At 50.1% G+C, this 26,575-nt stretch carries 26 protein-coding genes; 17 read left to right on the top strand and 9 right to left on the bottom strand.

The window, feature by feature from the left end; genetic code table 11:
* The first annotated feature begins 130 nt into the window (after positions 1-130).
* The 3 genes from KDX31_09250 (at position 131) to KDX31_09240 (ending at position 2,136) form a co-directional block, all read left to right on the top strand.
* The gene (locus KDX31_09250) at positions 131-916 is read left to right on the top strand and encodes a PhzF family phenazine biosynthesis protein (GenBank protein UTW05156.1); all 786 of its coding nucleotides are present in this window, start codon (positions 131-133) and stop codon (positions 914-916) included.
* 293 nt (positions 917-1,209) lie between these two features.
* Positions 1,210-1,692, top strand: coding sequence for a GFA family protein (locus tag KDX31_09245; GenBank protein ID UTW05155.1), 483 nt, complete (start codon positions 1,210-1,212; stop codon positions 1,690-1,692).
* 18 nt (positions 1,693-1,710) lie between these two features.
* Positions 1,711-2,136 carry a GFA family protein gene (locus KDX31_09240; GenBank protein ID UTW05154.1) on the top strand — a complete coding sequence of 142 codons (426 nt, stop codon included), beginning with the start codon at positions 1,711-1,713 and terminating at the stop codon, positions 2,134-2,136.
* Positions 2,137-2,147: 11 nt separating this feature from the next.
* On the opposite strand, the gene KDX31_09235 is transcribed toward KDX31_09240, so the two are convergent.
* Positions 2,148-2,759 carry a LysE family translocator gene (locus tag KDX31_09235; protein ID UTW05153.1) on the bottom strand — a complete coding sequence of 204 codons (612 nt, stop codon included), beginning with the start codon at positions 2,757-2,759 and terminating at the stop codon, positions 2,148-2,150.
* 215 nt (positions 2,760-2,974) lie between these two features.
* Between KDX31_09235 and KDX31_09230 the strand changes: the two genes are divergently transcribed.
* Positions 2,975-3,166 (top strand): CPXCG motif-containing cysteine-rich protein, encoded by a 192-nt coding sequence (locus tag KDX31_09230; protein UTW05152.1) that lies wholly within the window; start codon positions 2,975-2,977, stop codon positions 3,164-3,166.
* 57 nt (positions 3,167-3,223) lie between these two features.
* Here KDX31_09230 and KDX31_09225 read toward each other — a convergent pair whose 3' ends face one another.
* Positions 3,224-4,327, bottom strand: coding sequence for a phosphoribosylaminoimidazolesuccinocarboxamide synthase (locus KDX31_09225; protein ID UTW05151.1), 1,104 nt, complete (start codon positions 4,325-4,327; stop codon positions 3,224-3,226).
* A 345-nt stretch (positions 4,328-4,672) separates the two neighbouring features.
* Here KDX31_09225 and KDX31_09220 point away from each other — a divergent pair, with 345 nt between their 5' ends.
* A complete protein-coding gene (locus KDX31_09220; GenBank protein ID UTW05349.1) occupies positions 4,673-5,419 on the top strand; it encodes an SDR family oxidoreductase in 747 nt (248 codons plus the stop codon).
* Between the two features lie 89 nt (positions 5,420-5,508).
* Positions 5,509-6,921, top strand: coding sequence for an MFS transporter (locus tag KDX31_09215; protein UTW05348.1), 1,413 nt, complete (start codon positions 5,509-5,511; stop codon positions 6,919-6,921).
* Here KDX31_09215 and KDX31_09210 read toward each other — a convergent pair.
* On the bottom strand, positions 6,918-7,736 hold the full coding sequence (locus KDX31_09210) for a kinase/pyrophosphorylase (protein UTW05150.1): 819 nt from the start codon (positions 7,734-7,736) through the stop codon (positions 6,918-6,920). The two genes, KDX31_09215 and KDX31_09210, sit on opposite strands and share 4 nt — an antisense overlap.
* A 176-nt stretch (positions 7,737-7,912) precedes the next feature.
* On the opposite strand from KDX31_09210, the gene ppsA reads away from it, so the two are divergent.
* Entirely contained in the window at positions 7,913-10,288 is a 2,376-nt protein-coding gene (gene ppsA, locus KDX31_09205; protein UTW05149.1) for a phosphoenolpyruvate synthase, read from the top strand.
* A 90-nt stretch (positions 10,289-10,378) separates the two neighbouring features.
* Complete coding sequence (locus KDX31_09200) at positions 10,379-11,068, top strand: pseudouridine synthase (GenBank protein UTW05148.1); 690 nt, start codon at positions 10,379-10,381, stop codon at positions 11,066-11,068.
* Between the two features lie 19 nt (positions 11,069-11,087).
* Here KDX31_09200 and KDX31_09195 read toward each other — a convergent pair whose 3' ends face one another.
* The gene (locus KDX31_09195) at positions 11,088-12,212 is read right to left on the bottom strand and encodes a glycosyltransferase family 2 protein (protein ID UTW05147.1); all 1,125 of its coding nucleotides are present in this window, start codon (positions 12,210-12,212) and stop codon (positions 11,088-11,090) included.
* Between the two features lie 239 nt (positions 12,213-12,451).
* On the opposite strand from KDX31_09195, the gene KDX31_09190 reads away from it, so the two are divergent.
* Complete coding sequence (locus KDX31_09190) at positions 12,452-13,600, top strand: DUF2029 domain-containing protein (protein ID UTW05146.1); 1,149 nt, start codon at positions 12,452-12,454, stop codon at positions 13,598-13,600.
* On the opposite strand, the gene rrtA is transcribed toward KDX31_09190, so the two are convergent.
* The 3 genes from rrtA to KDX31_09175 form a co-directional block, all read right to left on the bottom strand.
* Positions 13,542-14,249, bottom strand: coding sequence for a rhombosortase (gene rrtA / locus KDX31_09185; GenBank protein ID UTW05145.1), 708 nt, complete (start codon positions 14,247-14,249; stop codon positions 13,542-13,544). The two genes, KDX31_09190 and rrtA, sit on opposite strands and share 59 nt — an antisense overlap.
* Positions 14,250-14,256: 7 nt before the next feature.
* Positions 14,257-16,389 carry a VWA domain-containing protein gene (locus KDX31_09180; GenBank protein ID UTW05144.1) on the bottom strand — a complete coding sequence of 711 codons (2,133 nt, stop codon included), beginning with the start codon at positions 16,387-16,389 and terminating at the stop codon, positions 14,257-14,259.
* A gap of 136 nt (positions 16,390-16,525) precedes the next feature.
* Positions 16,526-17,260, bottom strand: a complete 735-nt coding sequence (locus KDX31_09175) for a helix-turn-helix domain-containing protein (GenBank protein UTW05143.1) — start codon at positions 17,258-17,260, stop codon at positions 16,526-16,528.
* 198 nt (positions 17,261-17,458) lie between these two features.
* Here KDX31_09175 and KDX31_09170 point away from each other — a divergent pair, with 198 nt between their 5' ends.
* Positions 17,459-18,031: a GNAT family N-acetyltransferase gene (locus tag KDX31_09170; protein ID UTW05142.1), complete on the top strand. Its 573-nt coding sequence runs from the start codon at positions 17,459-17,461 to the stop codon at positions 18,029-18,031.
* Here KDX31_09170 and KDX31_09165 read toward each other — a convergent pair.
* A complete protein-coding gene (locus KDX31_09165) occupies positions 17,966-18,832 on the bottom strand; it encodes a DMT family transporter (protein UTW05347.1) in 867 nt (288 codons plus the stop codon). The genes KDX31_09170 and KDX31_09165 overlap by 66 nt on opposite strands.
* 210 nt (positions 18,833-19,042) lie before the next feature.
* On the opposite strand from KDX31_09165, the gene KDX31_09160 reads away from it, so the two are divergent.
* The 5 genes from KDX31_09160 (at position 19,043) to KDX31_09140 (ending at position 23,804) form a co-directional block, all read left to right on the top strand.
* Positions 19,043-19,465 (top strand): DUF1499 domain-containing protein, encoded by a 423-nt coding sequence (locus tag KDX31_09160; GenBank protein UTW05346.1) that lies wholly within the window; start codon positions 19,043-19,045, stop codon positions 19,463-19,465.
* Entirely contained in the window at positions 19,462-19,974 is a 513-nt protein-coding gene (locus KDX31_09155; protein ID UTW05141.1) for a M48 family metallopeptidase, read from the top strand. Before KDX31_09160 ends, KDX31_09155 begins: the two co-directional genes overlap by 4 nt.
* A gap of 12 nt (positions 19,975-19,986) precedes the next feature.
* On the top strand, positions 19,987-20,361 hold the full coding sequence (locus tag KDX31_09150) for a DUF393 domain-containing protein (GenBank protein ID UTW05140.1): 375 nt from the start codon (positions 19,987-19,989) through the stop codon (positions 20,359-20,361).
* Between the two features lie 268 nt (positions 20,362-20,629).
* Positions 20,630-21,049, top strand: coding sequence for a hotdog fold thioesterase (locus tag KDX31_09145; GenBank protein UTW05139.1), 420 nt, complete (start codon positions 20,630-20,632; stop codon positions 21,047-21,049).
* A 178-nt stretch (positions 21,050-21,227) separates the two neighbouring features.
* Positions 21,228-23,804, top strand: coding sequence for an MFS transporter (locus KDX31_09140; GenBank protein ID UTW05138.1), 2,577 nt, complete (start codon positions 21,228-21,230; stop codon positions 23,802-23,804).
* Between the two features lie 81 nt (positions 23,805-23,885).
* Here the strand turns inward: KDX31_09140 and KDX31_09135 are convergent, their stop codons facing one another.
* Positions 23,886-25,037 (bottom strand): PLP-dependent aminotransferase family protein, encoded by a 1,152-nt coding sequence (locus KDX31_09135; protein ID UTW05137.1) that lies wholly within the window; start codon positions 25,035-25,037, stop codon positions 23,886-23,888.
* A gap of 184 nt (positions 25,038-25,221) precedes the next feature.
* Between KDX31_09135 and KDX31_09130 the strand changes: the two genes are divergently transcribed.
* Positions 25,222-26,091: an AraC family transcriptional regulator gene (locus tag KDX31_09130; protein ID UTW05136.1), complete on the top strand. Its 870-nt coding sequence runs from the start codon at positions 25,222-25,224 to the stop codon at positions 26,089-26,091.
* A gap of 28 nt (positions 26,092-26,119) precedes the next feature.
* Complete coding sequence (locus KDX31_09125) at positions 26,120-26,527, top strand: GNAT family N-acetyltransferase (protein UTW05135.1); 408 nt, start codon at positions 26,120-26,122, stop codon at positions 26,525-26,527.
* The last annotated feature ends 48 nt before the right edge of the window (positions 26,528-26,575 follow it).

Genomic DNA, 26,575 nt, shown 5'->3' with positions numbered 1-26,575 from the left:
TATGAGTATCAAGCGCCTGCAATCTGACCTCCGGCCACTGTCATCTTTTGTGCAAAAAACCGCACAAAAGGCGCCAGTAGCCTACGGCAGTTGAGGCGGGCGTTAGCTCAATGATATTCTGAGGTAGAAAATGAAATTGAGCATGTTCCAGGTTGATGCATTCACAGACATAGTTTTCGGGGGTAATCCAGCAGCGGTATGTCCTCTTGAACATTGGTTGCCTGATGAAACGATGCAAAGTATTGCACTTGAAAATTGTGTTGCGGAAACAGTATTTTTTATTCCTAAAAATGATGATTTTGAAATTCGTTGGTTTACACCGGAAATTGAAATGGATTTATGTGGCCACGCTACATTAGCAGCGGCTCATGTAATCGTTAGGCATTTAGCGCCTCAACGATCATCGGTGAATTTTCATTCTCGAAGTGGGCTGTTGACTGTAAAGGTCGAGGGCGACTTTTTAACGCTCGATTTTCCGTCCCGAAAACCGACTCCAACAGATGCGCCTCAGGTTATATTAGATGCTTTTCAAGTGAAGCCTGTCGAAATATTGAAATCACGAGACTATGTGTTGGTATTTGAAAATGAGGAAATAATTAGGAAGATTGCTCCTGATCAGGGGATCCTGGATCAGATCAATTTGGATCCTGGCGGAGTGATCATAACCGCCAGGGGTAACGACGTTGATTTCGTTTCTCGTTTTTTCACTCCTCAGGCAAGTATATTTGAAGACCCCGTTACAGGTTCCGCACATTGTTCACTTATTCCATACTGGAGCCAAAAGTTAGGTAAGAAGTCTATGTCGGCACTGCAGCTTTCATCCAGAGTGGGAAAACTTCAATGTGAAGATTTGGGAGACAGAGTTTTCATATCGGGACGAGCAATAACGTTTCTGGAAGGGACAATTACCATTTGAATCAATATAAAAGTGTAGGCTTACACGTAACGAATACAGGGGGCAAACTCATTTACTGTATGTAGGCATGATCGAAACGACTTTTCCTATTTAAGTCCTTTCCTGCGCTCTCAACGTCACCATTCCAATGCCATAGGAAATTAAGTCCAATTAAGGCTACAGTTAATCGGGAGTCAAACCTAATAAACCTGGGTGGTGCTTGCCGTCGTTGCTATTGGCGTACGCTGTAGAGTGCTGACGCTGCGTTCGTTAATTTGGGAATGCCTATACCACAAACATTGGGAGTGTGAGTTATGCAGCTCGAAGGTTCATGTCATTGCGGTAGCGTCCACTTTACCGTTGAATCCAGTCAGCCCTATCCATTTAATCAGTGCTATTGCTCTATCTGTCGAAAGACGGCGGGCGGGGGCGGCTATGCGATTAATCTGGGTGCGGATTACGCAACACTTGAGGTTGAAGGGGAGGAACAGGTCAGTGTCTACCATGCGATCATTAATGACCCTGAAACCGGAGGTAAGAAGGAAAGTCCCGGGCAACGGCATTTTTGTAAACGGTGCGGTAGTGCGCTCTGGCTATGGGATCCAAGGTGGCCGGAACAGGTGCACCCGTTTGCCTCCGCTATTGATACGGAGCTGCCCATACCACCGGAACGCACCCATATGATGCTGGGATCAAAGGCTTCATGGGTTAACGTCTCTAAGGCGCCTGCGGACAGTCTGTTTGATGAATACCCGCAAGAGTCGCTTGCTCAGTGGCATCAGCGGGTTATTAAGTAAAGTCATGGAATGATATGTATGACCGGTTCAGAAATTAACAGGGCTAGCTGCGTTTGTGGCAGTGTGAAAATCGAAGTGGCTGAGATCAACCCTAAGTTTACTGTCTGTCACTGTGACAGTTGTCGGCAGTGGGGTGGCGGGCCTCTGTTTGCGCTACAGTGCGGTACCACTGTTAAGTTTGAGGGTGCAGAGTCGGTGAAAGAGTATGACTCGTCTGCCTGGGCGTCACGGGGCTTTTGTTCTAACTGCGGCACCCATCTGTATTATCGCCTTAAAAAGACCGGTAGCTACAATATGCCGGTAGGCTTGTTCCCAGATCTGGAAAACCTGGAGATGAGCATGCAGTACTTCAGCGATAAACGCCCGGGGTATTACTGCTTTGCTAATGAAACAGCAGAGATGACTGAAGCGCAGATTTTTGCCTATTTTGCTGATCAGGTCTGAGTGTTCGACATTTACAGTGTGACTACTCTTGCCGCCAGTATAATGAGAATGCCTCCGGTGAGGCGATTTACCAGCTGACTACGGTTTTGCAGGGTTTTCAGCACCGGTCCATGGGATAGCAGGAACACCACCATGCTGTACCAGAGACCGTCTACCAGTGCCGCGGTCGCGGTCATAAGTAGCTGATCCGACAGGGTTGCATCCGGACTGACAAATTGTGAAAAGAGGGCGATAAAGAAGACTGCCAGCTTGGGATTCAGTATTGAGATCGCTGCCCCTTCTATACCCGCCGTTAATACAGAGACGTTTTTGCCTGTGTTTACTCTGAAAGCGGACGCTTTTCCGGCGCGTAATGCTTTTACCCCGATCCAGGCCAGATAGCCCGCGCCAAGCCAGGTGATGGCCCGGAAAGCCACTTCCGATTCTGCCACAAGAATGGCTAATCCTGAGATCGTTGCAAAGGCCCACAGGCCTACTCCGGCGGCATGAAACCAACTGGCAGCCAGGCCGTGGCTGCGAGTATTGGTAACGGTCTGTTTGAGTACCACGGCTAAGCTGGGGCCGGGTGACATCGCACCCAGGCAGCAGACGGCAAACAAAGAAAGCCAGGCAGTAAAGGTCATAACACATCCATGAAAACAAAAAGTCAGTAAACGAGATCATCCCAGGTCAGCGTGATCGGGAAAACCGGACTAAGCTGAGAGATGCAATTATATTGCAGGGAGCCGAGGACTGATAGTCAGAACGTTTTAGTCCGGATGTATAGCCTTTTAAGGTCTGCTGCAGATGATAAAAGAGGGCCTGTGGCCAATACGCTTTTGTAAGTGAGGAGCCGATCATGCAAAGTCTGGAAACTATTTCACGAAGCTGTCCCTATTGTGGAGAACCGATTGAGTTGTTAGTGGACTGTACCGCCGGAGATCAGCAGTATTTTGAGGATTGTCAGGTGTGCTGTAAGCCGATATCCGTTGATCTTAAAGTTGACGGTGCTGAAGCGGTTGTCAGTCTGAGGGATGAAAATGAGGCATAAAAAAACGCCGTATAACGATATACGGCGTTTTTGCGAAACAGGTCAGCAGATCGGCTGTCAGTCGATCAGTCCGTAATCGTTACGAAGGATCTCGATGATTTCTGCTTTTGGATTATCAGACAGTGTAAGCTTCTCGCCGATAATCTTTTCAGCAATGCCGACATAGGTGTCAGATACTTTCTGTAACAGGGCTGCAGGAAGGGCATTGTCTTTCGCCAGTGCGTAGCGCTCCTCCATACGATCTTTGTTGATCAGAATGTCGGGATCAGGGAAGAAGTTCAACAGCTCCTGACGGAATACCTCTTTGGAGTTTTCGACAACCTTGCCTTCACGGTAGGAAGGGCCATCCCAGATACGGGATGAATCCGGTGTGCCGACTTCGTCCATGTAGATCAGTTTTTCAGTACCCGAAGCATCGGTTACATAGCCAAACTCAAATTTAGTATCGACGAAAACCTGATCGATCTTTTCAAGCTCTGCACTGATGACATCAAAACCCTCTTTGAGGAGTTTCTCGTAAACGGCGATATCTTCTTTGCTGCGGAACTGGAACGCTTCGTGATTGTTAATAATGTCATCACGGGTGATATTCACATCATCAACTTCGGGGACACCCGGAATATCTTTGAGAATTCCCTTGGTTGACGGAGTAATCAGCAGTTCAGGCAGTTTCTGGTCTTTCTGCAGTCCATCAGCAATCTTAATACCACAGAATTCACGCTCACCCTTAGCGTAGGCGCGCCACATAGAGCCGGTGATGTACTGACGGCAGATCGCTTCGATCATAACCGGTTTGGCTTTCTGTACGATCCAGACAAATGGATGTGGAATATCCAGAATATGGCTATCAGCCAGGCCGTTTTCACGGAACAGTTTGAACCAGTGATTAGAGATGGCATTCAGAGCAGCACCTTTACCGGGTACGCCGTTCATGCCGCCTTCGCCATGCCAGATGCATTCGAATGCAGATATGCGATCACTGATGACCATGATCGCCAGTGGCGCATCTTCAGCGACATCATAACCTTTTTCATTGATCAGGCGGCGACTGTCGGCTTCGGTAAGCCAGTAAACGGAACGTACTTTACCACTGTGTACCGGCAGGTCGGTACGGATCGGCAGATCATTATTTACTGCCAACACCTTTTCAGCAAGACTCATTGCAAACTGTCCTGTATTTCTAAAATCGATTAATAATAACGTTCCAGAATGTCAGCGTTTGCCTGATGATGGCAGTGCAGTTCTGGCAAATGATAAAGCGGTAAACCGCCCTATATATCTGCCTGATTCTGGAACAGGGATAGTACACAGATTTGTAATAACCCGCTACATTTTGACCGGTCCTATTTTTCTCTTTCAGGCCCGGACCGTCGTTTCTTTTCGTTGCTTTCGATTAGCCGCATACGGCGAAAACCGGATTCTTGCTATATGCTTATATGGTGGCTGGATAGAAGTAACTCAATAATATTCCTCTATAAAAATAACAGCTGGAGGCCGCCATTGGATATTCATAAGGTTGCGCTGATTACCGGCTCTGGTCGTGGGATCGGTGCAGCAACCGCGCTAAAACTTGGACGGTTGGGGTATGCCGTCTGCGTTAACTACCAAAACAACCGGTCAGCCGCCGAAGCGGTGGTCGAACAGCTACATAGCGAAGGGATTACCGCGATAGCTGTTGCCGCCGATGTGTCTCAGGAAAGTCAGGTGTACGAACTTTTTCATCGGGTGGATCATGACCTGGGGCGGATTACTGCGTTAGTCAATAATGCCGGCATTCTGATGCCGCAGTGCAGGCTGGATGAGATGGATGCGCAAAGGATCAATCACCTGCTGATCAATAATATAACGGGATATTTTCTCTGCTGTCGCGAGGCGGTAAAGCGTATGTCTTCGCGTCATGGCGGTTATGGCGGGGTTGTTGTTAATGTCTCCTCTGTTGCTGCACGTACCGGGTCGCCAGGGGAGTATATCGATTATGCGGCCACCAAGGGTGCAATCGACACGCTGACGCGGGGATTGGCTTCGGAAGTTGCTGCTGAAGGGATCCGGGTGAACGGTGTCCGTCCGGGGTTTATCTATACGGAGATGCATGCTGCCGGCGGCGAGCCCAACCGGATTGAGCGGCTGAGAAGTTCTATTCCAATGCAGCGGGGCGGCAAGCCGGAAGAGGTTGCCGAGGCGATTGCCTGGCTGCTGTCGGATGGTGCTTCGTACATGACCGGAAGTTGTATCGATCTGGCGGGGGGGAGGTAACCGGCTCAGTCCGCAGTCGCTCTGAATTTGATGAATATATAAACTATCTCCTGCTATACTCCTTCACCTTACTTAAAGGTGTCGTCGTGATCGCATATTCAGACAATTCGTTCTATCAAGAGAATCCCCGGGCCCGCTGGTTCGTGCTTATCAGTATCTGTATCGCGCTGTTTCTTGTGCCAATGTCCTTGTCTTCAGTCAATATGGCTTTGCCGGCTATTGCGGATGCATTGCATGCTGATGCAGTGCTGCTCAGCTGGATTCCAACGGCCACTCTGTGGGGCAGTATAGTGCTTTTATTGCCCGCAGGAAGGGTGGCCGATTCTGTAGGCAGGAAGCCTATCTATCTGATCGGTGTATTGGGTTTTTTACTTGCCTCTCTGGTTGTTTTTGCTGTCAATTCAGTCGAGTTCTTACTGCTGGTGCGGGTTCTGCAAGGGCTGTTCAGCAGTCTTGTTTTTGCCACTGCGATGGCCATTATTGCGGCTGTCTTCAGTGGCACTAACCGGGGTACTGCGCTGGGGTTAACCGCGACGTCTGTTTATCTGGGACTCACCTGTGGCCCTCTGTTTGGTGGCTGGCTGACCGAGCATCTCGGCTGGCGCAGTGTTTTCTGGGGGCCGGTAATCCTGGCGCTGTTTGCTCTGCTACTGGCATTTATCTATATCAGGAATGATAGCAACGCTGAAAAGCAGTCTGATCCGCTCGACTGGTTTGGATCGCTGTTGTTTGTTGCTCTGGCTACACTGTTGCTGTTCGGTTTATCCGGACTGCCAAACCTCGCAAACGGATTAATGCTGATAGCGGGTATTGCGCTGGTGTTTGTGTTTGTACGACAACAGAATCGCTGTGAGTTCCCACTGGTACGCTTCAGTGTTCTGGCGGCGAACAGAGTAATGAATCGCTCCCTGCTGGCCAGTTTGCTGATGTATGCGGCGCACTATCCGGTGCTGTTTCTGCTAAGTCTGTATCTGCAGTATCTACAAGGCCTGTCCCCCAGTGAAACGGGGCAGATGATTCTGTTGCAAGCGCTTATTATGGCCTGTCTGGCACCAGTTGCCGGGCGTTTGTCAGATCGCTTTGAGCCTCGCCTGATTGCGACGATCGGGTGTTTGTTCTTCGGCGCGGGTTTTGCGGTACTGGTTTTTCTTCAGGCGGATAGCTCACTCAATCATGTGATCGTTGCATTGGTGTTGCTTGGGCTGGGCTTTGGACTGTTCTCCACCCCGAACAATAATGCGGCGCTTGGTTCTGTAGCCAAAGAACGGCTCAGTATTGCCTCCGCTTTGCTGAATCTGTCGCGTACCGCTGGTAATTTGTTCAGTATGGCGATCATTATGCTGTTGATGAGTGTTCTGCTAGGCAGTGAACAGATCAGGCCGGAGCGCTATACGGATCTGCTTGTGGTGGTGAAGTTAGGCTTTGCCAGTGCTTGTGGTTACAGTTTTCTGGCTGCCTGGTTCTCCTATAGCCGGGGTAAGGTAAGCCGTGAGACGGCTTAACTGATCCGGCGTTTAAGACCCATCTGAGCGATAATGCGGGTGGCAATCTCCTCTATCGAGAAGTGAGTGGTGTTGATATGTGGCAGTTTCTGTTTGCGGAACATCCGCTCCACCACCCTTACTTCATCCTCACACTGATCAAGTGACGCGTAACGGCTGTTTGGACGACGTTCATGGCGGATTGATGCCAACTGGAACGGGTCGATCGTCAGGCCGAAAAGCTTATCTTTGAAGGGGATAAGGACTTCAGGTAACGTTGTCTGGGTGAGGTCTGCATCGGTGAGCGGATAATTGGCCGCGCGGATGCCAAACTGCAGGGCCATATAGAGACAGGAGGGTGTCTTACCACAGCGGGAGACGCCGGTCAGAATAATATCGGCTTTGTCGTAATGCTGAGTCCGGGCGCCATCGTCGTTATCGATGGCAAAGTTTACCGATTCAATCCGATCCATATATCGGTTAATTTCATTGATGGAGTGTGACTTGCCCACGCTGTATGACGAGTGGCTGCCCAGCTCCAGCTCCAGTGGTTTCAGAAACGCCGAAAATACATCGATTTTATAAGCGGTACTGGTGGCGATGATTTCACGGGTGGCTTCATCCACCACGGTATCGAACACTATCGGTCGTTGCCCATCGGTGATACCCGCCTGATCGATGGTGTCGACCGCTTCAACGGCTTTTTCGATGGTATCGATATAGGGCAGGGTAACCTTATTAAATTGAATCGAACCAAACTGTGCCAGCAGACTATTGCCCAGTGCTTCCGCAGTGATACCTGTACCATCAGATATAAAAAAAGCTGTTCTTTTCATAAGGTTAAGCTGTCTCGCGTCACGAAATTGTATTTATCAGGGAGTATTATTACGGCATGCGCGCGCGCTGTATAGTTAACTATTGAATAAAGCCGGATATTCGTTAACACACTGACCTCGGTGAAGAATTACAGTATGATGCGTCTTATAACTAAAATTTAAAGGAGAACACGGTTTTGCAGGAATATATCGTTCGTCTGGATCAGGTGGGTATGGATGATATTGAGCAAGTGGGTGGAAAAAATGCCTCACTTGGCGAGATGATCTCAGAACTGTCCGGTGCCGGCGTTAAGGTACCCGGTGGGTTTGCGACTACAGCGTCTGCATTCCGTGATTTCTTAAAGCACAATAAGCTGGACCAGAAGATCAGTGATACGCTGGCTCAGCTCGACCCTGAAGATGTGAATGCGCTGGCTGCCACCGGTAGTCAGGTGCGTCAGTGGATTCTTGAAACGCCATTCCCTGAAACGCTCGATAAGGCTATTGAAGAGGCCTATGCCGGGATGGGTGGTCATGATGATCTGGCCGTTGCTATCCGCTCATCGGCTACCGCCGAAGACCTTCCTGATGCCTCCTTTGCAGGACAGCAGGAAACCTTTCTGAATATCCGTGGACTGGACAATATTAAAGCGGCCATTCATGAGGTATTCGCGTCTCTCTATAATGACCGGGCGATCTCCTATCGGGTTCATCATGGCTTTGAACACCACGAAGTAGCGCTGTCTGCGGGTGTGCAGCGAATGGTTCGCAGTGAAACCGGTGCCAGTGGTGTGATGTTCACTCTGGATACTGAATCCGGTTTTCAGCATGTAGTGTTTATCACTTCAGCCTATGGCCTGGGTGAAACCGTAGTACAGGGCGCGGTTAACCCGGACGAGTTTTATGTATATAAACCAACGCTGAGGCAGGGCGCACCTGCCATCTTACGCCGCAGCATGGGCAGTAAAGCGATCAAAATGATCTACGGTACGGAAGGCACAACACGCAGCGCTGTTGAGACTGTCAGTGTGCCAGTCGAAGAGCGGATGAAGTTTTCCATCAATGATGATGACGTCCAGTCGCTGGCAAAAATAGCGATGATCATCGAACAGCACTATGGTCGCCCGATGGATATCGAGTGGGCTAAAGATGGCGATGACGGTGAGCTGTATATTGTTCAGGCGCGGCCTGAAACGGTTAAAAGCCGTGATAAAGCTACTACCATTGAGCGATACCTGTTAACTGAAACCGGTAATGTGTTGCTGGAAGGTCGTTCTATCGGACACCGTATTGGCAGCGGGCCGGTACGTATCGTCGAAAGTCTGAGTGATATGGATAAGATTCAGCCCGGTGATGTCCTGGTAACGGATATGACCGATCCTGACTGGGAACCGGTTATGAAGCGTTCCTCCGCTATTATCACCAATCGCGGCGGGCGCACCTGCCATGCGGCGATTATTGCCCGGGAGCTCGGAATACCGGCGATTGTGGGTTGTGGTGATGCCACTGAACGACTCACTGACGGGCAGGAAGTCACAGTATCCTGCGCCGAAGGGGACACGGGACGTGCCTATGAGGGCCGGCTTGATTTCGAGCATCAGACCAATAAGGTCGACTCGATGCCGCCACTGCCATTCGACATCATGATGAATGTGGGTAATCCCGACCGGGCATTTGATTTTCAGTCACTGCCGAATGCCGGTGTGGGTCTTGCCCGCCTGGAATTCATTATCAACCGTATGATTGGTATCCATCCCAAAGCGCTTATCGAGTTTGATCAGCAGGAGGATAGCCTTAAGCGCACGATAGAGCGGCGTATAGCGGGCTATGCTAATCCGATTGAGTTCTATGTGGCGAAGCTGGTGGAGGGGATATCTACCCTGGCAGCAGCGTTCTATCCCAAGAAAGTCATTGTGCGGATGTCTGATTTCAAATCCAATGAATATGGTCACCTCATCGGCGGTGACGACTATGAGGCACATGAAGAGAACCCGATGCTGGGTTTCCGTGGTGCCAGCCGTTATATTGCTGAATCGTTCCGTCAGTGTTTTGAGCTGGAATGCCGGGCACTGAAACAGGTGCGCGATGTGATGAAACTCACCAATGTTGAAGTCATGATACCTTTCGTGCGTACTGTAGGTGAAGCCAAACAGGTAGTCGACCTGCTGGCGGAAAATGGCCTGCACCGTGGTGAAAATGGTCTGCGTGTGATTATGATGTGTGAGATTCCCTCAAATGCATTGCTGGCGGATCAGTTTCTGGAATATTTTGATGGCTTCTCCATCGGATCCAACGACCTGACTCAGCTGACTCTCGGCCTGGACCGGGATTCGGGTGTTATTGCTCACCTGTTCGATGAACGCAACGATGCGGTACGTAAACTGTTGGCGATGGCGATTGAAGCCTGCAAAGCGCAGGGTAAATATATCGGTATCTGTGGTCAGGGGCCCTCTGATCACCCTGATCTGGCGAAATGGCTTATGGAGCAGGGGATCAGCTCAGTTTCACTTAATCCCGATTCAGTGCTGGACACCTGGTTCTTCCTGGCGAATGAAGATAGCCCTGTTCAGTAATTTTATACCGTTATCTTTATTGGTGATCACGCATAAACTGAACCGGCCGGAATTTATACCGGCTGGTTGGGTTGTCGGCAGCGGAATGCTATGCGGCTGAGTCGTTTTATTCAGATCAATACCCGTTATGGCAAGCAGCAGGTGAGACTGTTGCTGGCACAGGGGCGGGTTTGTGTTGCCGGTCAGGTGACCACCGAGGCCGGTCTCGAGGTTGACCGGTTTGTCAGGGTGGAACTCGACGGCGAACTGCTTCAGGAGTCACAAAGCCACTATCTGATGCTCAACAAGCCTGCGGGGGTGGTCAGTGCTACAGAACATCCTGATCACCCGACAGTGATCGACCTGTTACCGGAAGGGCTGCGACAGGGAATCCATCTGGCGGGTCGTCTGGATCTTAAAACCACAGGCCTTGTGCTGCTGACAAACGATGGTAACTGGTCTCGTCGGGTCACTCAGCCTGAATCCCGAATTGCCAAGGTCTACCGGGTTACCACCAGGGATACTGTTGCTGCGGAAGCAGAAGAGGTGTTCCACAGGGGCATCTATTTCCGTTACGAAGATATCACCACCCGTGCGGCACAGCTTGAGCGAATAGACTGTTACAACTCCCGCCTGACGATCCACGAGGGACGGTACCATCAGGTTAAACGGATGTTTGGCTATTTTGATAACGAGGTCACCGCACTGCACCGTGAAAGCATCGGTGAAATAATGCTGGACCCGGATCTCGCGCCGGGTGAGTTTCGTTCACTCACCGCTGCTGAAGTAGCGCTGTTTTGATGGATCAGCCATCTTTGTTCTAGTGGTTATACTCCTTCTCCTCTTCAAGAATTTCTTCATCTAACTCTTTGAAAACAAAAATTCTGGCCATCATAAAGTTAAATCCCATACCCACTAAGACACCGAGTATCAGCGCGATAAATTTGTGATCGATAAAAAATGGTACATAGCTGGTCAGAGTAGTGTAGGTGCCGAAGTTCATTACAAAGCCAGCAAGTGACGTGGCCAGAAAAGATAACCACTGAGAAAGGTGATTGCTCTTCTCACGATCAGTGAAAGTAATTGTCCGATTCCAGAACCAGTTCCAAGTCGCCGCAGGCCAGAATGAGATAGCCCGTGAGAGGTTATGTCCGAGTCCAAAAAAAGCTTGAAGTGCAAAATAAATCAGGCTGTCTATTACAAACCCGGTGCCACCGACAAGGCCAAACTGGGCAAACTCTGATGTGATGGGGTATTTAAAACGGTACAAGCGGCGTAGATGTCGCAGATAAAGGAGCTGCTCTTTTAGGCTAAGTTTACTTTCGCCATGCTCGCGGTCCCTGAAGTGAATGGGATGCTCACCAGGCGAGCTGAATTCACCTTTGACCATTATCTCAAGGCCAATTTTATAGCCGGTAGGAGCAAGGTGCGCGCAGGCTTCAAACTGTTGACGTTCAAATGCAAAAAAGCCTGACATGGGATCTTTGATGTGACACAGTGGAAGTGCAAGCCAGGTTGCGATCTTGGAGTTTAGCAGTCGAAAGAAGCCCCAGTCATCGTCAAATGATCCACCCTTAATGTAACGCGAGCCGACGACGAAGTCGTTGTGACCTGACTCCAGTTTTTCAATCATGGGTAGAATTGCAGACGAGGGGTGTGACAGGTCACAATCCATCACCACCACATATTTTCCCTGCGCAGATTCGATACCGGTAATAACCGCTGTAGAGAGTCCACGCTCTTTAGTGCGCACAATTATCTGTGCTGGTATCTGGTTGGCAATATTGCTGACCGCTTCGTAAGACCCGTCCTGAGAGTTGTCATCAACAAATATAATTTCGAACGCTTCACCGGCAAGTGAAGTGTTAATCTGTTCACAAATCAGAGGAATGTTTTCAACTTCCTGATAGGTCGGTATTACGATTGATATCTTAATGTCAGACATATAAACACATCGCCCTGCATCGAATAAAAAATAGCGCAATCCTATAATTAACAAGAGAATTATGCAATTATTATCTGCTTGCGGAGCTGCTGTAGCTCTGCTGTAACATTATCGGAATATCAGCCCGACAGGTCTGTATAAGAGTAAGTGAAATGGGGCTTGAGATACATCCCCTTGTTATAAAATGGTCAACAAATTATTATGCCGCGCATCAATGCATAATTAATAAGTGGATTTGTATGCCTGCTCTCGCTCAATCAAAATTACTTGATGTTTTACTTTGTTTTTATGGGATAGTGGTTCTGGTTGCCAGTTTTATGGTTGCCCCTATGCATGACTATGCGCTCTATTTTGCGCATTGGGATCTGATTCTTCGCGGCGGTGATCCCTGGGCAAAAATTGATGCCCCTAATGCCTATGGCCCGTTTTATAATTTTTTGGCCTTGCCATATGCAGTGCATAGCCAATTGCCAAAGCTGATATTTTCCGCATGCTGGTTAGCGATAGTGCTGTATACCGTTCGTAAGTTCAGTACTCTGCAAGGGCTGGCTGTTAATGTAAAATGGTTGTTTGCCGTTTTCTGGTTATTAAATCCCTTCTTTATCGTTAGTACAGTTTTCTTTGGTTTTAATGATAGTCTGGTTGCGCTGCTATGCTTTCTGGCGGTGCTAATTGCAGTTGAAGGTAACAGAAAATCATCGTTGTTGATTATTACTGCCGGTGTTCTGACCAAAATCTATCCTCTTTTCTTATTGCCTTTCCTGAATAAAAGCTGGAAATCCGTAGGACGAAATATTCTTATTTTTGTCGTGTCTCTCATGCTGGTTTATCTGATTACTTATCTGATCTGGGGGCCTTCCTTTCTGGTCGCATTCGGTAAGGCCAACGGTCGTGAACCGACTTTGTTTTCTATTATGATGTTTTTTTCCGGTGATTTTTTTCCATTTAAGAGCGTCGGACATTTTTTGATTTCTCTTAATAAGTTGCTTGTTCTCGGAACTGTTTTTTATCTGTTTAAGCGGTTTCAGCGTGGAAAAATTGAGCAGCATACGGTGTTTCTTGCTGGTTTTACCGCAGTGTTGATGTTTTATAAAGCGGGACAGCAGCAATTCTATCTCTCCTTTTTTGCTATTTTTGCTGCCTGGGTGCTGATTGAGTTCCGCAAAGAGCTGCCAAATATGAAAGCATTTTATTCAGTAATCGCATTAGGTGTATGGATGATGTTGATGGCCGGTATTGTCTATCCACTTACCAGTTATATGAGTGGTGAATTTGAGTGGATCAGGCACATCATTGGCCTGCCAACGTTTGTCTTACTGTGTATTTCATTTAAATATCTTGTTTTTCCTGCTGACTTAAAACCTTTAAATCAGGGTGAAGCGCTCTGATATTGAGCTGTTTTATGTCAGTAGTTGTTATTCCAAAAGCGTTTTTCTCTAAATCGATTATCAACCATAGTGCCCCTCCAAGCGTGCCTGCTAGGTGCGCAGCGGGGTAAGGCGGCCAGGGACTCTCGCTTAACAGGGCCTGCTGACTGAACTGTTCCCAGATCAGTTTACCCAGACAGATCAGCATGGGTAACCAGCCATTTAACGAGTGTTGTTTTCTCGCAAATATAAACAGGCTGATAACCAACGGGGCAAACAGTAATCCGGATAGTCCTGCATAACGGGTCACCTCTGACCAGGTGGACAAAAGCAGCATATCGAGCATGATCAGACCTGCCAGCAGTGATGCCTGTAACACTCTCCGGGAGTGCAACTCCAGATAACCGGCGGCAACGGCGAATGCCAGCAGATCCCAGCCCAGATGGCTGATCGATGTATGACAAAGATGCCCTGTAACTAGTCTCCACAGTTGCCCCTGATGAATCAGGGACCGGTCAAAATAACTCAGTTGAAACAGATCCGCAGACAGACTTAGCGGCAGACTGCATAACAGTAGGGTGAGTGTTATCAGCGGTAGCCGGAGTATTCCTCCCGCTGTTGCGGGAGGCGTTAACCGGTTATGGCGATAGTTCATCGTGATTGGGCTCATAAGCGTCTCACGACTTTCTGCGATTACGGTGGTTGCTGTACTGAACCAGCAGTAAAACGCCGAGCAGCAGTAAAACCCAGTGTCCCACCGCGCCTGATCCACTGCCGCCAAGGGATGCTCTGTTGTTTGACTGATTGAACATCGGTTTCTGGCTGTCTGCACGCTGACTGGTGACCGGTTGTTGCAGTCGCTGCTGGCGGGCACTGTTCTCTGTTTCGGTACGCAGCTGATTGTTACGCTCGATATTCAGTTGTTTAAAGACCTCATCCCTGACGACCAGCATCGAGGTATAGTCGGTCACCAGGTCGTATTGTATGGCAAGGTCGGTAATCGCCTGTTTGGTATCAGCATTGCTGCTTTCATCAGCGCCTAAGTAATCCATTTTAGCCTGCATATTTTCGATACTGGCAAAGGCCCAGATTCGTTCCAGTTCGGGATGCAGTAAGCTTTGTTGCGGCAGTGTTATCTCCGTGGTGTAGCTGCGCAGCTGACCGCCGACCTTGCCCGTCAGGGATATCTGCACCGGTCCGGGTTTACGGTAATGTCCGAGAACGGTGAGTTGCTCGCCCCGGTAAACTGAGTTGATCTGCTCAGGGGTAAGGTCGGTCACCCGGCCACCATCGATCTTCAACTCAACATCTCTTAACGCCTGGTGGGTCATCTTGCTGGTTGCCAGCATCAGTTGACCGACAATATCGTCGGCATTGGATACGCTGATGGCAAATCCGTTGGAAACCTCGGTCATACCGTTCAACAGCGGGCGATTAGCACTATTGCCCATGACGAAAGTAAACAGACGGATATCGGCATTTTCCATCAGATCAAGAAACCGCTTCTTCTCAGTAACGCCTAAATTTGCCACACCATCGGTGACCAGAATCATCGCTGTGCTGCGGTCAGCATCAAGCCCTTTTAAGCCCTGAGTCAGTCCTGAATACAGGTCTGTGCCGTTGCCGGGCTGGTATTGTTGAAGCTGATTCAGCAGGGGGGTAATGACTGCGGCCGTTGCTGGCTGAAATCCGTGGGAGAAATCGGTGGCAGAATTATTAAACAAAACGATTTTAAAGCGGTCATCAGGCTGCAGTTTGGCTAAACCCTGGCGAACCCCCTCGACCAGTGTGGTGTACTTGCCCTGCATCGATCCTGACACATCGAGCACAAACACCCAGTCACGGCCTCCCTGCAAAGCGCCCAGGTCATCCCCTGGGGTCAGTGTCATCATAAAGGTGCCGGGAGTTGCTGCGGATGCCTTATAGCTGATCAGGTCCAGGCTGCCCGGCAGATTCTGGCTATGCCGCCAGTAAACCACAATGTCTTTGTCCAGGCTGGCTGCAGGCACGACACCCGCAGTGTTGAACTGCCCAGTCGACGGCTGTTGTGACTGTAGTTCTGCTGCATCGGGTTGATCATCGGTTGGCCCGGTATGCGACAGCACGCCGGACTGACTGGCCATATTAATCTGCCACTGGTTAGGGCTGATCTGTTGAATGGCTGCCTGTGCATGCTGGGGCAGGCGAATAGAATCGACAGGGTAACCTGAAGCGAGTCGCATCTCGAAACTGAACTTTTCATCGACGACTTCATTGCGGCTCCAGAACGAATTTTTTTGTACATCGACACCACCATCTTCCAGCGGGTACACATAGCGACCTACACCCGAATCCAGCTGGGCTGGCTGTATATACACCAGTTTTATACGGACATCGCTGTTCGGCTGTACCGGCGTAACACTGATATCGAATGTTTTATAGCTGTCTTTCTCAACCAGTGCGGCTTCACGTCCGGCGTTTTTTTCCTGTTCATAGATCTGTCGGGCCTGCTGCTTCTTAACCACTTCACCGGTGACCGGCTGACCATTGATCCAGTAGGTAAATTCACCCACCGCTGCGTGTTCCGGCACAGGGAAACTGTATATTGCTTCCAGGGCCTGTGCCGACGGGTTGTGAAATACCTGTTCTACGGTAGTTACGGCATAACTGTGCTCTAGTGCGACATTGACATGATGCTCACGGATACTGAGCTCAGGCAGGGTTGAGTTGACCGGTTTCAGTAACCCTGCGGCTTCGGCTGGTGGGGCTGCGGCTGTGAGTGTCAGCAACGTGCTCAGGGCAAGGGTGCCCGAGAGTGTTTTGATGTTCATAGCAATCCTCTGAATAGCGTTTGTTGGAAGTCAGAGTGATCATGGGGGCAGGGCGATGTGAGGGGGAGTTAAACTGCGAAGGTAGCGGATAGTGATACGCGAGGTTGAATAAGCTAACCGGGAAAGCGGCGCCAGGTTAGCTTTTGCGATAATTCTTGAACAGGCTGTATTGCCACTGGCGGATTGCCAGTACCATGGTATTGCCATGCTTTTGATCCATCGGCAGGGGGGAGTCATCGCGGATCAGGCTGTTAAACTCTTCGGCAATTCGCTCCATTTTTTTCTGCATTGCGAGGTTGGCTTCAGGGGTGAGAACACCGTTGAGCACGATCAGTTTCTCATGCTTTTTATCAAACCGGGACTGAAAGAAATCCTGTTCAACTTTCTGTTGGAAAAATTGCTGAATTGGTCCGTTGGGACACCAGCTAAAGTTAGGATCAATGAGTAACTTTATTCTGTTGTTCGGCTGAAGTTCGATAAGGCGCAGGCGGTCGAGCTGAGCCAGTTTACGGATGCACTGGTGTTCGGTGATATCGTAATGGGAGATGATATCTTCGAATCCGAACCCGTTAATGACACTCACGGCGACCAGCAGAAGTTCGAGGTCCGTTGCGATCTCCTGCTCTTGTTCACGGGTAAGCTGAGTCAGTCGTTGTTGCTCCTGAGCCATCAGCCGGAACAGCCCGGTTAACTCCAGACCCGCAATTTCTGCGATGCTCTCAAGTCTGTGAAGCGTGAAGTTTTGTTCCGAAAAAAGTCGTTTAACGGATGCTTCACTCAGGTCCAGTGCCTGAGCAACATCGAGGTAGGTCTTTCCCTGTGCTTTCAGTTGTTTCTTCAGGGTTTGCACCAGTGCTGCTGTCTGAGCCATAACGCTATCTCTAATCCATTGAAGTTGTGTTTTTAGCATATAACGGCAGTAAAAGCTGTGTCGATTAACGCTATCGTAGCCAACAATTATATTTATACCGTTATCTACTGGAGCGGCAACTTTAATTTATAGTCGTACCTTCAATGGGTATTTAGTAGAGTAGGGTGTAAGTAGAACAGACAGAATCAGGAATCAGGTGTGACGTATAAAATACCGGAATTTATCAGTACCTCCCGTTTAGAACTGGTCAGGGTGACAATAGATGACTGGCCTTCGCTGCATCATTTTTATAAAGATGTTGAGGCAACCCGCTATACAACAGGGTATCCACTGAGCGAAGGGGAAAGCTGGCGAATCGTAGCCGCGTTAATCGGTCACTGGGAGATTCATGGTTATGGCCCCTATACGTTGAAACTGAAAGGCAGCGGCGCTGTGGTCGGCATTGTCGGACTCTGGTATCCGGGGGACTGGCCCGAGCCTGAGATTATGTGGTCTCTGATTCCGGGATATACCGGACGGGGGTATGCCGGTGAAGCGGCATTGGCGGTCAGGCAGATGGCGGCTGAATATCTTCCCCGGTTGCAGCTGATCAGTCTGATTTTTGAGCAAAACATGCCTTCGCGAAAACTGGCCGAGTCATTGGGAGCGACCCTTGAAAAGCGTTTTCTGTTTCGTGATAAGGAGGCATTGATTTACCGCCATCTGTCACCGGATCACCCTGGTCAGGCCGATTCCCGTGAGAATTCCGATCAGTGCGATCAGACTGTTTAAGGAGACGGTTTCACCCAGAATAAGGGTTCCGGCAAAATAGGCGACCACCGGAATCAGGAAGTTACAGTTAGACAGAAAGCTTGGGCCAGCCCGGTTGACGACAATGAAGTAGATGATTGAGGCGGCACCCGCCGGCATACATCCCAGCCAGATAACCGCCATAATAGCGCTGGGCTTCGCGTCATAACGCAGCTCATCGAGGAGAGCATTTGCGTCAGAGAAGACAAAAGGGGATAGCAGCAACAGACCACAGAGCAACATTCCTGAGCCTGCGATTAACGGGTTGAATTTCGGTAGCAAGCGTATCAGAACGGTATTTAGCGCGTAGCTGCTGGCTGCTGTAAGGATCGCCAACGCACCTAACAGATCCACGCTGCCTGCGACAAAAGGGTTGAGTATAAAGATGACCCCGGAGAAGGCGAGAATCAATCCTATCATTTTATAACGGTTGAACCGCTCACCCTCTACAAAATAGTGGGCAATGAGCATCGTTACAAATGGCATAATCGCCATAAGTACACCGGTTGTCGCTGATGGGACCGATTGCTGTCCCCAGGTAATCAGCATAAATGGCAGCGCACTGCCAAACAGCCCCAGCAGCATAAAACTGGCCCAGCTTTTTACATCGAGGGGCAACCGCAAACCTCTTGAATAGGTAAACAGCGTTATGACCGCTGCGCCGAGGGATACTCTTAACAGTGTTATGGTGAGGGCCGACAGCCCTCCCTCGATAGCGATTGCAGTCACCATAAATGAGGTGCCCCAGATGATTACCAGAAAACTCAGAAGAAGCCAGTTGATCAGTTGAGGGCTGAGCACTATTCAAAACTCGTTTAGTATTGAGAAAGCGGGCTAGTTTATACTACTCTGAATTTTATTACCCTATGAGGTTTACTGGGCTGTGTGGCAAGCGCTTTACCGGCGTTATTCACGCTCTGACCGTAAACGTCCGAACTAGTATCGTAATCGATCAGGAGCTTTATGAAACAGCTGGTTATTGTGGGTGTCGTCATGCTGCTTATCGTGTCAGGCTATTTCGCCTTTCAGGGGTATCTGTCGCGCAGTCACAAAGGGGCAGGGCTGGTTGATGGCAGGTTGGCACCCTGTGGACCCAAACCGAATTCAGTTTGCAGTATTGACGCCAGTGATAAGGAACACTATATAAAACCGCTGGCGTTAAGTGTCAGTAGTCTGTCCTCTGTGACCACCGGGGTTGAGCGTTTAGGTGGCAAGATCGTCGCGGTTAATACAGACTATCTGGCCGCTGAGTTCAGCTCTACTGTGTTTGGTTTTGTTGATGACCTGGAACTGCTGCGGGATGCAGACGCCGGTGTTATCCATATCCGTTCAGCTTCCCGGGTGGGTTATTCAGATATGGGCGTGAATCGCAAGCGGGTAGAGGCGTTACGTAAACTGCTGGAGAATGGGCAATGAGCCGTAACCAAAAGAGCAATTTTTTATCCGGGTATTCGGCTGAATTGCAACAGCAGGCGGAAACGCTGATTGACTCGGGTAAACTTCCTGACTATCTGCGCAAGCGTTATCAGTCGGGCCATGCTGTTTCAAACTCGAAAGCGCTCTACCAATACACGCTGGACATTAAAAACAGTTACCTGCGGCAATCAGCCCCTCTTAGCAAGGTTGAATATGATGACCGTATCGATGTGATCCATAATGCTCTGGGGCTGCATACCCATATATCCCGTGTTCAGGGTAATAAGCTACGGGCAAAAAAAGAGATCCGTATCGCTACGCTGTTTAAGCAGGCGCCAGAGCCTTTTTTAAGAATGATTGTGGTTCATGAATTGGCGCACATCCGTGAGAAGGAGCATAACCGCTCTTTTTATAAATTGTGCCAGCATATGGAGCCGGATTATCATCAGCTTGAATTAGATCTCCGGCTTTACCTGACCTGTCTGGACCGGTTTGGTCCGGTCTACTGATGATGGCTGGGCGTGAGGATGTCTGACAGAGGCCAAATTACCGTATTTTATGATGGTTCCTGCTCCGGCTGTGTGCGTGACCGGCACTACTACGAGTCGCTTCAGGCAGAAGATGATCAAAGTGTAATCTGGTTTGATATCACTCATCAGGAGACGCAACTCAGGGCCTGGGGGATTGATCCTCGTAAAGCCCTGCTGGAGCTGCATGTCAGGGATGCGAATGGCATTATTCGGACCGAACTCGATGCCTATCGATTACTGATGTCACGGGTTCCCCGCCTCAAATGGCTGGGGTGGTTACTCGGTTTGCCGCTGATACGTCCGGTTTGCAGTCAGTTATATCACGTCTGGGTTGAGCGGCGGCTGCGTAGGGAGGGGCGTTTATAGCGTTTCTGAGAACTGCTTTTTCAAACGGTGATCGCGGAATCACCTTCCCGGGCCTTCTGCCACTACCGCCATCATCGATGAGAGTGCTTGTCGATGTCATTGTGATCACCTATGCGATCCGCTCTGTTTTGAGATTTGTTTTGACGATGGTTTAAACTTTTAAACATCGATTTCGATGCTGAGTATTCTTGTCACAATCCTGAGTGGAAATGTTATTTTCCGGCAGAGGCTGTGGTGATAGCTTAGTTGCTTTATAGAGGAGGCATTTATGTCAATCTGGAAAACTGAAAAGAGCGTCGACGAGTTACAGCTGTTTGCCCGAAACACGCTCATCGATCATCTTGGTATTAAAATCACTGAGATTGGTCCTGATTATATCAGTGCCTCAATGCCGGTTGATTGCAGAACACATCAACCGATGGGACTTCTGCATGGGGGCGCATCAGTCGTATTGGCTGAAACACTCGGTAGTGTTGCCGCACAACTGGCATCAGAACCTGGCCAGCGTTGTGTCGGACTTGAGATAAATGCAAATCATCTGTCGGGAATCAGCACAGGGCATGTTTACGGTACCGCATCACCCGTTCATATCGGTCGTTCAACCCAGGTGTGGGATATCCGAATCGTCGACGAAAAGGAAAAGGCGATTTGCGTTTCCCGGTTAACGGTAGCTGTATTAGGGAAGTAGTCTGATTTAGAAAAAGACCTTGTATTATGATCTGAATCGATACTTTAGGGGTGTATAAGACCGATTTAGGGTGTTAGACTGAGATCTTAACAAGCCGGCCTATTAAGCCGGCTTTTTGCATTTTTTAAAACCTTAATTTCTGCCCTGATTACATATATTTCTGAAGAGAGAAAGCTTCGTGCGTAAAGCTCTGTTGTCATTGTTTGCCCTGTTTAGCAGTTGCATAATCCTCTATCTGGGTGTCGGCCTGATGAACATTCTGGTCCCGTCACGAATGGGGCTGGAAGGCATCTCAACCGATACAATCGGTCTGGTGTTGTCTATGTATTTCGTGGGGATGCTGACCGGGGCTATCTATAGTAAACAGCTGGTTAAACGGGTTGGACACATCCGGGTGTTTGCCGGCAGCCTGGCTATCGAAGCGATCTGTATTCTGGCTTTTACACTGGATGCCAATGCGCTGCTATGGGGCGTATTGAGAGTTTTGCTTGGCTTCAGCCACGCCTGCCTGCTGACCGCGATGGAAAGCTGGCTCAGTGACAGTGCCACCGAAGAAACCCGGGGTAAAATCCTTGCGGTCTATAATGCCTGTATCATGGGCGGGCTGTTTGGCGGACAGTTCCTGATGGGGATTGCTGAACCGTCTGACAATATGCTTTTTGTTCTGGTGGGAATTCTGTTCTGCATGGCGACCCTGCCGGTGCTTTTCAGTCGCTCACAGGGCCCGGTTATCGAAACCGTAGCGCCTATGTCGATCATCTCTCTGTACCGGATATCACCCCTGGGTGTTGTGACCTGCTTAACCTCAGGTGCAGTTTATTCAGCCCTGTTTAACCTGTTACCGGTTTTCGCAGCTGAATTTCATATCAGTGGTTTCCAGCTATCGCTGTTCATGGGGTGTGCCATATTAGGTGCGTTTAGTCTGCAATTTCCGGTGGGCGCTCTGTCGGATCGTTTTGACCGGCGGACCATCCTGTTAGGTTTATTGTTGCTCTCATCCGTACTGGGTATCGCGATTGTGCCATTGGCAGCGATGGAGATGATGACCAGTATCTTTATTCTCTGCGGCCTGACTTCAGGAATGGTAGCCTGTTATTACCCCCTGAGTGTGGCTGAGGCGTTTGATAAGCTGAAAAAATCGGAAATGGTTGCGGCTATGGGAAGCATGTTGCTGGCGTTTGGTGTCGGTGGCGCTATCGGTCCCTATACGGCGTCGCTGGTCATGTCGGCCTTTGGTAGTTCCAGTCTGTTCTATTTTCTCGCGGTTACGCAGACTTTTCTGGCACTGTTCACGGTCTATCGTATGACTGTCAGCAAGGCGTTGCCGGTGGCAGATCAGGAGGACTTCGTTATGCAGGGTGAAGCACTGACCACGTCGGTACATCTGGATCCGCGGACTGAATATACAGAGCCTGAGGCTCCGCTGAGCTCCGAGGCCGAGATGGCAATGAGCATTGCTGAATCTGATCCTGCTACTGCGGTTAAACTGGCGCGTGCGCTGACCATTACCAATCCGGAAAGAGGCACCGAAGTGGCTGCAGCTGTGGCTAAAGTTCCGGGCATCGATGTGATGCGTCTGTATGAGGTCATGAAGGAAGCGGCGCCTTATCAGATACTGGAGATCACCCGGGCCATTGTGAAGGCTAAACCTGAGCTTGCCGCTGACCTGGTGTCCCGTCTGGCTGAATGGTATCCCCAGCAGGTGATACCGGTTGCAATCGAAGTGGGCCGGGTCTTTCCAGAGATGCGCATCGAGATGGCGCGTATTGCCGTTGCATCAGCGCCAGAATCAGCTACTCAGGTGGCCGAATACTATTCACGTCTGATTGCTGAAGAGCGGGAATCGATGCGGCCGGCTGACCGTGAAGATGATACCAGTGAGTCCGATGCGCTGAGTATGGCGACTGAACTCTGGGATGCTAATCCGGATCAGGCGCTGGATATCGCGGTAACCGTTGCGGAGTCGCTTCCGGAATCCGCGGTGGCAATGACTGAAGAGTATATGTCTCATTACGAATCAGAGACAGATAATGAAACCTCTGATGCGGACTCAGGCGGTACGGCTGAGAGTGAGGAACATGATTATCATGATGCCGTTGAGTGGGTCTCCAGGCTTTCTGAAGCGGCACCTGATCAGGCGATGGATGTCGCTGCAACTGTGGTAGAAGCAGTGCCTGAGTCTATGTATGAGGTTACTGAAGAGTATCTTTCTGCTACCGAAGATGAAAATGAAACGGTAGCCGATGACGACGAAACTCAGACTGTTGTCGCTGGTTCCGATTCTGATGACGCAGAAACGGTACTGGATGAGCATGAGAAAGCAATTGAGTGGCTCACCCGCATGTCTGAACTATCGCCGGAAATGTCACTCAATCTGGCGGTAAAAATTGTTGAAGCGGTACCGGAAAGCGCACAGTATGTGGCTGCAGAAGTTGCACGGCTGCTGCATGAAAGTTATCAGACGGACAATACCGGCCTGAATGCTGAGCCTGCCAGCGAAATTCGGGATGCGGTCGAGCTGGTAAACCGACTCCGAGAGGTATCACCGGATAGCGCTGAAGAGGTGGCGGTAGCGGTGCTTGAAAATATTCCTGAGGCGGCATCTGATGTGGTCGATGCCATCAGTGTCGGCGCCGAGTCCCGTGAGGGTGAGTGGGTCGATTCCATCGACAGGGACAGCGAAAAACAGGTCGATAATCGTCATGATCAGCTGGGTGATAACAGCGAAGACAAGCGTGGTGAAGCGGGCCGATAACGCCCCGAAGACGATCAGCCGAACCGTGAACGTTGAAATATGCGCCCGGTTCAGCTGATTTATATCTGTTCTTGCCGTTCTTTAACAACCCGCGCCGATTGCTCTTGCCAGTCGTGCTACTGCTTCCCGGACTAACGCGGTGTCAGTGTTACTGAAATTAAGCCGGATATGGCTATCCTCTGCAGTGGCTCCTTTCGCGTAGAATGCGGCGCCTGGCACCACCGCCAGCTTATGTGAAAGAGCCCTTGCCGCGATCTCCGTTCCACTTTTTCCATTCAACGATAGCCAGATAAACATTCCTCCCTCGACCGGGTCAAACTCGATTTGTTGCCCCAACTGTTGTTGCAGTTCACTACTCAGATGGTGGTAACGATTGCGGTAACCTTGCTGCAGTCGTGCCAGATGGTCCGGGTATTGCTGGTGATTCAGCAGCCGGTGAATGATCACCTGTTGCGGAATACCGGTGTGCAGATCCGTTGCCTGCTTAATCCGTTCTGCGAGGGCGATAAATTCAGCCGGGCCACTCATCGCTCCGACTCTGAGTCCGGGAAAGCCTGTTTTTGAAAAGGATATCAGGCTTATTGTTTGTTCCGGGTATAACTCACTCACAGGGCTGAGTTCTGTGCCGCTGAACCTTAACTGTCGATAGGGCGAGTCTTCAATCAGGGTGACACCATAGTGACGACACAGCGCGGCCACGGCAACCCGGGTCTCGGCAGACCACACCCGCCCGGTGGGGTTGTGAAAATCAGGAACCGCATAAAACAGCTTCACTGCCGCGGTTTTAAAATAATGTTCAAGCTGATCCAGATCCGGCCCGGCGGCTCCGCTGAGCAAAGGTAATAGCGAAGCACCGGTTAATTGAAATGCCTGTAGTGCGCCAAGATAAGCTGGAACTTCGGCAACAATAGGGTCACCTGTTTCCAGCAGTGCCCGGGCAATCAGGTCCAGACCTTGCTGACTGCCGTTGCAGATCAGCCAGGGCTGAGTAGACTGAGGGCTATGTTGTTCCAGGGTTTCTAGCAGCGGTTGATAACCCCGGCTACTGCCATACTGAAAAAACAGACTATTATCCGCCAGAGACGCGCAGGCGACACGGACAAGTTCCAGCGGTAGCAGGGAGGCCGCAGGTAGCCCTCCTGCCATGGAGATCATCTCTGGCTGGCTTGCTGCGCTGAGAATCTCTCTGAGATAAGACGCGTTCAGTGATTGCGCCTGTCTGGCAAATTTCATAACTCTGTCCTGGTGGTAAAACGACGCCGAAGGGCACCGTTATGAACGGCTGTTTATGAATCGAATGGGTAATTGCCAGAGTGTATGCTTGAGGCTTTGTTATTATTTATCCATTTATGCTTTACTAATTGTCTATTTATGATTATTTATATCTATTAACCGTTCCTGATAATGTCACCCGCCTATGCCCAGTGTTGCGCAACAAGCCCGTATCAATGATGTACTGCACTGTATCCATCGGGATCTGAGTGCACCGCTGACAGGCGCAGGTCTGGCCCGGGTTGCCGCCTACTCAGAGCAGCACTTTCACCGGCTGTTTCAGCAAGTGACAGGGGAATCTTTGCATCGCTATATCCGCCGGGTGCGGCTTGAACATGCGGCGAACCTGCTAATGTTTGAACCGCTCACCCCGGTGCGGGATATCGCATTAAAATGTGGTTATAACTCGCTGGCATCCTTTACCCGGGTGTTCAGTGAACAGTTTGAGATCAGTCCGGGGCGCTGGCGTCATCAGGAGAGGTCGCAGCACATCCCCTATATGAGTGATCCTGAAGTGGCTGCCGGGGCGGAACGCATTGCTCCACTGCCGCTGCCACAGCCCGATCTGATTGAACTTGAGGATCAGCCAGTTGTCTATATCCGCCATCAGGGCTATAACCGTTCGATTCGTTCAGCCTGGCAGATCCTGCAGGCCTGGGCCGCAGCTGAGCAACGCCCCTTTGTTGCACAGATAGGGCTGCATCACTCCAATCCCGCCTGGACTCCGCTGGAGCGCTGTCGCTATGTTGCCTGCCTCGGGGTTGATAGTCCGGTTCCCCGGCGCGGGGTAGTGAATGCGATGGTGATCCCCGGAGGGTTGCACGCCCGGTTTCGCTTCAGCGGACAGTATGGCGATCTGCTACCCTGGATCACCCGGTTGCAGAATGAATGGCTTGCGGGCTCTGGTCTCAAGACCGGCGCAACACCTGCCTTTGCGAAGTATCAGCGCAACCAGTTTATCGACCCTGAGGAAAGGTTTGAGCTGGAATATTATCAGCCGGTTACACTGTACTAACCGGTATTTTTTACAGGAGTAATTATTAATGGATATTGAGATTAGTCTGACCGACTCACCGGAACAATCTGAGGTTATCAGCCTCTATCGTGCTAATGAGTGGTCCGCCGCCGATAAGCCCGAACAACTGATGGCGGCGCTGGCCGGTTCGCACTCGCTGGTGACAGCACGGGTTAACGGGGTACTGATCGGGCTGGGTAACGCACTGTCAGATGGGCATCTGGTGGTCTACTACCCCCATCTGCTGGTCGCGCCGGAATATCAGGGGCAGGGAGTTGGTAAGCAGTTGATGCTGGCGCTGCAACAGCGTTACCAGGGCTTTCATCAGCAGATGCTGACAGCGGATGGTGAAGCGACAGGTTTTTACCGTGCACTTGGTTTCTCCCGGGCGGGTAAAACTGAGCCGATGTGGGTATATGCCGGAACCGATCATTAACGCTGTATCTGCGTTTAAATATTAGAGTTTTAACCAGACAAACAGTAC

Source organism: Amphritea atlantica (assembly GCA_024397875.1).
In the GTDB taxonomy this organism is placed as follows: Bacteria; Pseudomonadota; Gammaproteobacteria; order Pseudomonadales; family Balneatricaceae; genus Amphritea; species Amphritea atlantica_B.
Note: the sequence above shows the minus strand (reverse complement) of the source record. Positions and strands in the feature narration are given on the sequence as shown.